This window comes from Paeniglutamicibacter antarcticus (assembly GCF_039544305.1).
GTDB lineage: Bacteria > Actinomycetota > Actinomycetes > Actinomycetales > Micrococcaceae > Paeniglutamicibacter > Paeniglutamicibacter antarcticus_C.
Genome location: NZ_BAABLK010000020.1, coordinates 37,212 through 47,282, shown reverse-complemented (window position 1 = coordinate 47,282; position 10,071 = coordinate 37,212). Strand labels below are relative to the sequence as shown.

Below are 10,071 nucleotides of genomic sequence, written 5' to 3'. Positions count from 1 at the left end.
TCATCACCCGGGTGGCCTTCGGATTCAAAGCTCCCGAAGCCCTCATCGGCCTGGCGATGCTCAGCCTCGGAGGCCGGAAACCGGTACTCCCGGGACGGGGATGACCCACGGAAGAGTCAGTAGAGCCCTTAACGGATACTTCCGGCGCATGATCCATCCAGCGTCCCGGTGCCGGGTGCTTCGCGCCGAGCACACACGACATCGTCCCAAGTACGCAAGCAACCATCCGCCGTCGCGGCTTGGAGGTCCGGATAATCGCGGTTGCGTCTCCTCACCCTCCCGGAATCCAGCCAGCCGCGCTATCGCACGGACGGAAAACCTAAGTTCGGATCAGAGACCGCAATTCTCTGGTCACCGACAGGTATGGGGTGCTTGACTTGGTCAATGAAAGCCACCTCTCTCCATGACCCCGACCGATGTGCACAGGCTGCTCCCGATGTGGTCGGCATTTTCCCCACGGACACCCATCGAGTTGGCCTTGCTTAGGCCAGAGTGGACACCACCGGCTCGTTTACTCCCGCAGATGCCGGGGACCGAATCACGTTCGCGAGGCACTGTCCCGCGACATCGCTCACATCGGGGCAGGTAAGCTAAATGGCACAACAACTTGCACGTGTACAACCCGGCACCAACGGGATACGCCGACAGCGCACCGGGCGGGGCTACAGCTACCTTTCGGCAAATGGCCGACGCATCCACTCACAACGTATTCTCGATCGAATCGATGGCCTGGCCATTCCGCCGGCTTGGAATGATGTCTGGATCGCTTCTGGACCTTCCGCCCACATCCAGGCCACCGGCCTCGACGCCGCCGGCAGGCTCCAATATATTTACCACCCGCAATGGCGGGAGATCCGCGACCAGGAAAAGTTTATTCGTTCACTGGCCTTCGCACAGCGGCTGCCAACCATGCGTCGGGGAATAACGCGCGACCTCAAAAACGATACCCACCCGCGGGCCCGCGCATTGGCGGCGGCCGTGCGCTTGATGGATGTAGCCGGTCTCCGTGTCGGCGGGGCTGCCTACGCCGCGGAAAACGGGTCATTCGGTGCCACAACGTTGCGCAAGCGCCATGTTCAGCTCGATGCCGGCACAGTGCATCTGAAATTTCGCGGCAAGTCAGCCGGCGCGTGGGACGTGACCCTGCAGGACGAGCTCTTGGCTGAGTATTTTTCTTCCGTGCCGCGCACCCCTGGCTCGGCTCCGGCGATTTGCCATCCCGTGGTTTCGGAGCGACGCAAGACCTGGAAGGCGGTCTCTGACACAGAAGTCAATGCGTACCTGGGTGAAATAGTGGGGCACGGTTTCACTGCCAAGGACTTCCGGACGTGGCAAGGCACCGTGGTGGCGGCCCGATCCTTGGCCCGCGCGCGGAAGATCGGGGCAACATCACCCGAGGCGTCCAAGGCCGCCCTCCAGGAGGCCGCCACGTGGCTGCACAACACCCCGGCAGTGGCCCGAGATTCCTACGTGAATCCCCGCGTAATCGATTTGTTCGAACGCGGAGTGGTGGCTAACCTAAGTCGACAACCGGACAAGTCAGTGCTCTCCTTGCTGATGGATGGCAGTGGGGACCAGCACGAGTAATGAGCCAGCACAGAAACATAAGCGTGCTCATCGCACCAATGCCAAGGGTGCCGTTCCTAACCACACAAGGAGGCTCAACGTCACCGAAGCGCGTAGGCTTCGCGGATACAACCATCAGTTGACGAGGTGTTGCATGTCCCGCATTGACGAACCCACCCCGGAGCCCGGAACCGCAGCAGATACCGCCGAAAAGGGAAGGACGGCCCCGGAACCCGATGACAAACGGAAACCGGACGCCCCGACGCAGTTGCGGGCAGCCGCGTGGAAGTACGTCATCAAACGGTCATTCCGGGAGCTGATTCGCAAAAAATGCATCGACCTGGCTGCGGGCCTGACGTTCTTTGCCATGTTCTCGCTCTTCCCTGCCTTGCTGGCTCTTGTCTCGCTGCTGGGCGTTCTCGGCCAGGCCAAGACCACGACGCAGTCCATGATGCGGGTCATCGAGGAAGTTGCCAGCGCTCAGGTCGCCGACACCCTGCGCCAGCCCATCGAGCAACTGGCCAATTCGCCCTCGGCCGGCCTTGCCCTTCTCCTGGGCCTTCTGGGCGCCCTGTGGACCGCTTCGGCCTATGTGGGGGCCTTCGGGCGTGCGATGAACGAGATCTACGATGTGCAAGAAGGCCGCCCGTACTACAAGTTCAAGCCACTGATGCTGCTGCTGACCCTGGTGCTGCTGCTCATGGTCGTTGCAATGGCTATCCTGTTGGTCGTTTCCGGACCCGTGGCCCGGGCGATCGGGGATGCCGTCTCCCTGGGCTCAAGCGCACTGATGGCCTGGGAGATGGCTAAGTGGCCGCTGTTGGTGCTCTTCGCCGTTGTGCTCGTTGCAGTGCTGTATTACGGAACACCGAACGTGAGGCAACCCAAGTTCCGCTGGCTCAGCCCGGGAGCGGTGATCGCGCTGGCAATCCTGGCCCTGGCGACACTCGGGTTCTTCTTCTACGTCTCCAACTTCGGCAACTACAACAAGACCTACGGTGCCATCGGCGGCGTCGTTGTCTTGTTGCTTTGGCTATTCATCGCCAACCTGTCACTTCTTTTCGGCGCGGTTCTCGATGCCGAGCTTGAGCGCGCACGCGAACTCCAAGGCGGAATCAGGGCCGAGGCCTCCGTGCAACTCCCCCCGCGCGACACCGGTGCCAGCGACAAGATGCAAGAGCAATGGAATCAAGACATCAAGGCAGGCAGGGACCTGCGCCGTGACTCTGGCAACGAAGGATCCGAACCTGGCCCGGACGAACAATAGTGTGTTGTCCACAGGGACGCAAAAGCCATTGGGCTGAATCGCTCAACGTGCGGCGCTACCGGCATTCGGGAGCCTTATTGGTCACGAGCGCGAGGAAAAGCCGTTTCCCGCGACCTGTTTGCTGGGCAGCAAATCCCGGTGGGGTAGACGGGAAACTTGCGGAGTGCTCCCCCGTGCAGGCGAAGATCATGCCCGGCTTCCTTGCCGCGCCTCGATCGCGGGGCTAGCGTGGAGCAAGACATCGATCCCGTTGCACACCGCTAGATTTCACGACTGGAGGAAACCTCATGCGCATCTCGGCCGGACTAACCCTAGCTGCTTCCACTGCTGCCTGTTTGGCGCTGTTCACAGGATGCTCCGGGACCGGATCCACGACGGACACGACGCCGTCCAACGACGCCCCCAGCACGGCGCCGGTGAGCAGCGAACCCACCGGTTCGACTCCCATGAGTAGCCAAGCACCCTCCTCCGGCGCTTCGCAAGGCGCCGCCGAGACCCGGGACGTCTTCGAGAACCCGCCGGCCAAAAGCTGGAACGATGCCTTGGAGGCTGCCCGGAAGTTATTTCCCGGCGATCCGATCGAGATAGAGCTCGAACCCAGGGATCGCGGCGGGCTTGAATACAAGATCGAGTTGGTGACCGACGCCGCCCAGTTCGAGGTGCAATTCGATGCCGAGAGCCTCGAAAAGCTCGCTAGCGACGAAGACCAGGCCGGTGACGACGTGGCCAAGGCCCGCCTGAAACTCATTGACACCAATGACATCGTCGCACTCGAGGATGCCGCGAAGACCGCGCGCGGTAAGCAGGAGGGCACCATCACCTCCTGGAAGCTCGAGGGCAAGGAAGACGGATCAGTCAAGTACGAATTCGACATTCTGCCCAAGGGAAACAGCGACGACATCGAGGTCTCGATCAACGCGAAGGACGGATCGCTCATCCCCGGCTCCTGATCCACCACGCGCGGCAGCTTGACTAGCCGCGAAGGCCCCGGCGGAGGTTGGCCAAGCGCCAGATGCCCGCGGCCAGGTTGCCCAGTGCGTCGATGGACCACAGGATTCCCAGCAGCACCACCGCCCAGTGCGGCACCCAGGGCTGCTGCCAGGCAGTCATGGTGAACAGCGCAAGGGCAACCAGCGCCTCGAGCATGCCCCAGCAGATCTGCGTCGCCGGGCGCCAAGCCAACGGGTTGAAGACCTTGCGCCACCCGGTAGCAGCCTTGCCGCCGTTCCCCTGTGGTTCGATCGTTCGCGCCGATTCCGGTTCCGAGTCCTCCTCGAGGTACCCGGCCAGGGCGGGATCTCGGCCCAGCAGGACCAGCAGGGCGCGGAGTTTCTCCGCTGACCCGGCTCCGGCCAGCATCGCCTCAAGTGCGGTAATCTGCGCAAGATCCACGCCATGGGCCGATACCGAGGCGATCGCCTCGGTATCAGGGGCTTGCCATTCGCGCATCAGGAATTCCTCGACCCCGGCGGCCTCGCTGCCCGGGGCGGCGCCAAGCACCGGGCGCACGGGAACCGAGAATCCATGCCCGAAGCCGGGGTAGCCGTGGAGCTTTCGGTCCTGGCCCTCGAACCAGAAGACGGCCGAATAGCGCGGGCCCAGCTTGCAAAGCATAACGGCGGGAAAAACCGATTTCGGGAGCATGATCTCGGGCATGTAGCCATCGTGGACCGCCACGTCGCCGTGGTCGGTGGAGAAGTACCGCCAGGTGGTCTTGGACGCCGCGGCGAAGAGAGCCACCTCGGATTCATTGAAGGAACCCAACAGCACCGACCGTCCCCCGGCGGGATGGACGAGCGTGGGATCCTCGATGGGTTCCCCGGTTTCGGCATCCGCGTCATCGAACTCGGCGTAGCGCGCCCCGGTGCCACGCTTGAGCGCAATCGCGAATCCCTCGATCTGCTGCCCAAAGCTGATCTTTCCGGCCTCATCGGCCATGACGATCAAGCCGTCGGTGTTCACAGCCAACACCATTTCGATCACGCAGCGTTCTCCCCAAGAAACCGGTTCAGCCAGCAGCGAGATGCTCTGCCGTGCCCTCAGCGTCTGGGCGATCCGTTGATGCGCAGCCGTTCCGGCCGGCTCATCGAAGATCAGGGCGAGGGAGGCGATCAGCCACGGCTGCTCCCCTGTCCCACTACTTGCCAAGGAACTTCTCAAACCCCTTTGGCAGGTTCATGTCCGCGGGATCGAACTCCTTGTTCCCGGCGCCGAAGGCCGCGCCCGAGGGCGCTGCCTTGGCTTTTTCCGCCTCCGCCGCCGCGAGCTGGGCCGCCTTGGCCGGGTTGCCGAACTTCGCCGGCTTCTTCTTGTTACCGCCCTTGGCGCCCTTCTTGGCTCCTCCGCGGCCCCCCGGCATCCCGGGCATCGCCCCGCCGGAGGCAAGCTTCTTCATCATCTTCTGTGCCTCGCCGAAGCGCTCGAGCATCGAGTTGACCTCCGAGACGTGCACGCCCGAGCCCTTAGCGATACGAGCGCGGCGCGAACCGTTGATGATCTTCGGGGCGACGCGTTCGTGCGGGGTCATCGAGCGCACGATGGCCTCGATGCGGTCCATCTGCGACTCGTCGAACTGCTCGAGCTGCTGGCGGGAGATCTGTGATCCGGGCATCATGCCCAGGATCTTCTTCATCGATCCCATCTTGCGGATCTGCGCCATCTGGGCCAGGAAATCATCGAGGGTGAAGTCCTCGCGGTCGGCGAACTTCTTCGCCATCCGCTCCGCTTCGCCCTTGTCCCAGTTCTGCTCGGCCTGCTCGATCAGGGTCAGGACATCGCCCATGTCAAGGATCCGCGAGGCCATGCGATCCGGGTGGAAGATTTCGAAGTCATCGAGGTTCTCGCCGGTGGAGGCGTACATGACCGGCTTGCCGGTCACCGAAGCCACCGAGAGGGCCGCGCCGCCGCGTGCATCGCCGTCGAGCTTGGTCAGCACCACGCCGGTGACCCCGACCCCGTCGTTGAACGCCTGGGCGGTGTTCACCGCGTCCTGGCCGATCATTGCGTCGATGACGAAGAGCACTTCGTCGGGGTTGATCGCGGCGCGGATGTCCGCTGCCTGGGCCATCAGCTCGGCGTCCACGCCCAGGCGCCCAGCGGTATCGACGATGACCACGTCGTGCAGCTTGGCCTTGGCCTCGGCGACGCCGTCGCGGGCCACGGAAACCGGGTCGCCGGTCGCGCTCTCGAATTCGGAGGAGACACCGGGGTGCGGTGCGTACACCGGGACACCGGCGCGCTGGCCGTTGACCTGGAGCTGCTTGACCGCGTTGGGTCGCTGGAGGTCACAGGCAACAAGCAACGGGGTGTGGCCCTGGGCCTTGAGGTGCTTGGCAAGCTTTCCGGCCAGGGTGGTCTTGCCGGCTCCCTGCAGCCCGGCGAGCATGATCACCGTGGGCGGGACCTTGGCCAGGTTCAACCGGCGGGTCTCACCGCCCAAGATGCCCACGAGTTCCTCATTGACGATCTTGACGATCTGCTGGCCCGGGTTCAGCGAGCCGGAGACTTCCGCGCCCAGGGCGCGTTCCTTCACCTGGGCGACGAAGGCACGGACGACGGAGACGGCGACGTCGGCATCGAGCAGCGCACGGCGGATCTCACGTACGGTGCCGTCGATGTCGGCCTCGGTGAGCCTTCCCTTCCCGCGAAGGTTCTTGAAGGTGGATGTCAGGCGGTCGGAGAGTGAATTGAACACGTGCCGTGCACTTCTTTCGTTGTGGGCGTTAGGCGCGGTCTAACCCGCTGGACTCAACATCCAAGATTACCAATAAAGCCTGCCGGTTTCGGGCAACAAGTGGCACTCTGGAAGAGTGAGTACTCAAACAGGTAACAAAGCCGACACCCATGTAAGCACATTGTTGATCCTCGGCGCCTCCGGGGACCTGACCGGAAGGCTGCTGCTTCCGGGCCTGGCACGGCTGATCGGCTCCGGCAAGGCTGCGGGAATCAAGCTCGCAGGGGCCGGCGGCCCGGGGTATTCCCAACAGCAATGGGTCAAGCGCGTCACCGACATCTGCCAGGCCAGCGCAGAAGGTGCGACCACTCACCGCAAGGCCGCACTCAAGGCCATCCCCAAACACACCTCCTTCACCGAACTCGATGTCACCAAGGAGGGGGAACTGGCCAAGCTGGTCAGCTCGCTCGAGGCCCCGGTGGCGCTCTACTTTGCCCTGCCTCCGGCGGTGACGCAGAAGGCCTGCGAGGCGTTGAAGCCCGGGGAGCTTCCCGAATCCACGGTGCTGGTGATGGAAAAGCCGTTCGGCTCGGACCAGGCATCCGCGGCGAACCTGAACAGGACGTTGATCCGGCTGGTGCCTGAGGAAAACATCCACCGGGTTGACCACTTCCTGGGCAAGGGCACGGTGTTCAACATCCTGGGCCTGCGCTTCGCCAACCGGCTACTGGAGCCGTTGTTCACCTCCGAGCACGTGGAAAAGGTCGAGATCTTCTACGACGAGTACCTCGCCCTGGAAAACCGGGCTGGGTACTACGACAGTGCCGGCGCGCTTCGCGACATGATCCAGTCCCACCTCTTGCAAGTCCTGGCCCTGCTGAGCATGTATGCACCCTCAACCTTGGGCGAACGCGACGTGCGCGACCACCTGGGTTCGGTGCTGCGTGCCACCGCCGTGGCCGGGGAGATCAAGGACTCCACCCGCCGCGCCCGCTACACCGCCGGGACCTCGAAGGGCCGAAAGGTCCCGGATTATGCCAGCGAGGACGGCGTGGATGCCTCGCGAAACACCGAGACCCTGGCCGAGGTCACCCTGGCCATCAACAACTCGCGCTGGGCCGGAACCGAGTTCATCCTGCGCGCCGGCAAGGCGCTGGGCACCCCCCGCAAGGAAGCGGTCATCACCTTCCGTCCCGTCAACCACCTGCCCACCGGGTTCAAGGGGGCGGACTTGCCCACCACGCTGCGCATCGGGTTTGGCCCGGACACCCTTCAGCTGGACCTGGATGTGAACGGGCCCGGGGACATGTACACCCTGAACCGGGTGACCCTGGGCACCGAACTGAACTCCCCGGATCTGCTGCCCTACGGCGAAGTGCTCCTGGGCGTGCTCTCCGGGGATCCGACGCTCTCGGTGCGCGGGGACACCGCGGAGGAATGCTGGAGGATCGTTGACCCGATCCTGGCCGCCTGGGCCGCCAACGAGGTCCCGCTTCAGGAGTACAAGGCCGGTGGAAACGGGCCCAGGGGCTGGAAGTCGAACTCGGACTAGGGCTTCACCCCGGGATTCCTGCCCGACGCCACCGCCGCGTTCGGTGTCATCGGCGCTGGAGGCCTTCGCCCAGTGCGTTGGCCTTGCATTGAAGATGCAAGGTGGATTTCGTGTTGCTTGGAAAACGGCGTCGTGAGCGCCGGAGCCCGGAGGTGTCGGTTCCACGATGCCGGTGCCAGAACCGCCGCAGCTCGCCCCGGAGAGCAACTCGGACCAACGTCTTGGCCCGGAAAGGCTCAACGGCACGGCTCTTCGTTTAGGGTGGTATGCACCGCAATCGCGGCCGGCATCACGCCCGAACAAAGGAAACGAACCCCCATGGTCGATGAGACCCGGCGTACCCCGCCCGTTCAAGGCCCTGCCCGGACAGGAGCAATAGCCCGGGCCGGGGAACGGGCACGGCATTTGCTCTTCATCATTGTCTTGGCGGCCTTGGTGATCTACGGACTGAGCCGAGTCACCATCGTCGTGGTCCCCCTCTTGCTGGCATTGATCCTTGCTGCCACGATTTCTCCCTTTGTCACTTGGCTGCGAAACCATGCATGGCCCGCTTCCCTGGCCACGGCGACAGCTTTCCTGCTGCTCATTACCACTTTTGGCGCGCTTGTCCTGGCGATCGTTGCCACTACCCGTGCCGAATGGAACTCGTTGGCTTCCAAGGCCGGGGAACGACTCGACGAGCTCTCCGGATGGCTGGTCAACGGTCCCCTGCCGATGGATGAATCAACCTTGGACAAGCTTCGGTCCACTGTTGTGGATTTCGCCGATTCCCGCGAAGCCTCCGACACCGCTATGACCGGGCTCGTGGTGCTCGGCGAGTTGGCCACCGGATTCGTGTTGATGGCCGTCATCCTCTTCTTCTTCCTCAAAGATGGACGACGAATCTGGGAGTTCTGGATCCGGCGGTTGCGCGGGGTGAAGTTGGCCAAGACCCGGATCACCGGGATGCAGACCATCGCGATCCTGGGCGGATACGTGCGCGGCACCGCGATCGTTGCCGTGATTGATGCAGTGTTGATCGGCGCGGCACTACTGATCCTGCAGGTCCCGTTGGCCTTGCCCTTGGTGGTGCTGGTCTTCGTTGGCGCGTTCATCCCCGTCATCGGAGCCACGGCCAGCGGTGTGCTGGCTGCCTTGGTGGCTTTGGTGAGCAATGGGATGGTCGATGGCGTGATTGTCGCCGCGGTGATCCTGGCAGTCAACCAACTGGAGGGAAACCTGTTGCAGCCGGTGGTCATGGGCCGCACCTTGCAAGTGCACCCATTGGTGATCCTCTTGGCGCTGACTTGTGGCGCGGTGTTGGCGGGGATCCTCGGCGCTATCCTGGCGGTTCCCCTGACCGCTGTGGCGTGGGCCATCATCCAGGTGTGGGTACCGGCATCGACCCCGGCGTCCCCACAGGCCCTTCGCTGACCTCGCACCAGTGCTGGTCATCCGCGTCGGATCGGGATTCGATGTCGGGTCACGGATCCGGTTTCGAATGCCCTACAGCTTGCCTGGTTGATCCAGTGATCATTCAACCATTCGCGTGCAGTATCCAAGGCAATGCCACAGCACGCTGTTTGGGCGTGGCCTTACAGAATCGGGAACCGCCAACTCCAGGCTTTCCGCGCTGAACCCGGCGGCATCCGCAGGTGTGTGCCGGCTGGGGTTTCGCTGTTTTGGCTCCCCGGATCGCTTCCGTGCATTCCTTGGCCCTGTTGCCTTGGAGACCAGCAGGGTCCGGCGCTGCTTAAACCAAATCCCGATCTGATTGGGATCGGCAGTGGGCGACTTGCTGGATTCCGGGTTGCCAGGGAGGAACCGGTCCACCGCTCGCCCGCCGCTGGGGCTTGATACGGGGTTGAAGATGTTGGAGAACTGCTGGACTCACGGCAGGGAAACCAGTTCATGGGGTGATGTACACGGGTAGCGTGTGCCAAATGGTTTCCTCCTTCGCACTTCCAAGGCCCAGATGGCACCGTCGAACAGGGATCTACCCCCTTGGAGCACCCCATCCTGGGTTCCCAACCA

7 protein-coding genes are annotated in these 10,071 nt (G+C 63.4%); 5 read left to right on the top strand and 2 right to left on the bottom strand.

Going from position 1 to position 10,071, the window contains the following annotated elements; genetic code table 11:
• Positions 1 to 594 precede the first annotated feature (594 nt).
• From ABEA12_RS04835 to ABEA12_RS04825, 3 genes are all read left to right on the top strand, one after another.
• Positions 595 to 1,587, top strand: coding sequence for a DNA topoisomerase IB (locus ABEA12_RS04835; RefSeq protein ID WP_210100646.1), 993 nt, complete (start codon positions 595 to 597; stop codon positions 1,585 to 1,587).
• Positions 1,588 to 1,720: 133 nt separating this feature from the next.
• Positions 1,721 to 2,833 carry a YihY/virulence factor BrkB family protein gene (locus tag ABEA12_RS04830; RefSeq protein ID WP_210100645.1) on the top strand — a complete coding sequence of 371 codons (1,113 nt, stop codon included), beginning with the start codon at positions 1,721 to 1,723 and terminating at the stop codon, positions 2,831 to 2,833.
• 287 nt (positions 2,834 to 3,120) lie between these two features.
• The gene (locus ABEA12_RS04825) at positions 3,121 to 3,783 is read left to right on the top strand and encodes a PepSY domain-containing protein (RefSeq protein ID WP_210100644.1); all 663 of its coding nucleotides are present in this window, start codon (positions 3,121 to 3,123) and stop codon (positions 3,781 to 3,783) included.
• 22 nt (positions 3,784 to 3,805) lie between these two features.
• On the opposite strand, the gene ABEA12_RS04820 is transcribed toward ABEA12_RS04825, so the two are convergent.
• Complete coding sequence (locus ABEA12_RS04820) at positions 3,806 to 4,981, bottom strand: hypothetical protein (protein WP_210100643.1); 1,176 nt, start codon at positions 4,979 to 4,981, stop codon at positions 3,806 to 3,808.
• Positions 4,971 to 6,527: a signal recognition particle protein gene (gene ffh, locus ABEA12_RS04815; RefSeq protein ID WP_210100642.1), complete on the bottom strand. Its 1,557-nt coding sequence runs from the start codon at positions 6,525 to 6,527 to the stop codon at positions 4,971 to 4,973. The genes ABEA12_RS04820 and ffh overlap by 11 nt, the downstream gene beginning before the upstream one ends.
• Positions 6,528 to 6,642: 115 nt before the next feature.
• Here ffh and ABEA12_RS04810 point away from each other — a divergent pair, with 115 nt between their 5' ends.
• Positions 6,643 to 8,058: a glucose-6-phosphate dehydrogenase gene (locus ABEA12_RS04810; protein WP_210100641.1), complete on the top strand. Its 1,416-nt coding sequence runs from the start codon at positions 6,643 to 6,645 to the stop codon at positions 8,056 to 8,058.
• Positions 8,059 to 8,376: 318 nt separating this feature from the next.
• Complete coding sequence (locus ABEA12_RS04805) at positions 8,377 to 9,471, top strand: AI-2E family transporter (protein WP_210100640.1); 1,095 nt, start codon at positions 8,377 to 8,379, stop codon at positions 9,469 to 9,471.
• Positions 9,472 to 10,071 lie beyond the last annotated feature (600 nt).

Bases quoted from the DNA above. Each gene is read 5' to 3' on its own strand.
- ABEA12_RS04805 (WP_210100640.1), top strand. From the start codon at position 8,377: ATGGTCGATGAGACCCGGCGTACCCCGCCCGTTCAAGGCCCTGCCCGG.
- ABEA12_RS04835 (WP_210100646.1), top strand. From the start codon at position 595: ATGGCACAACAACTTGCACGTGTACAACCCGGCACCAACGGGATACGC.
- ABEA12_RS04830 (WP_210100645.1), top strand. From the start codon at position 1,721: ATGTCCCGCATTGACGAACCCACCCCGGAGCCCGGAACCGCAGCAGAT.
- ABEA12_RS04825 (WP_210100644.1), top strand. From the start codon at position 3,121: ATGCGCATCTCGGCCGGACTAACCCTAGCTGCTTCCACTGCTGCCTGT.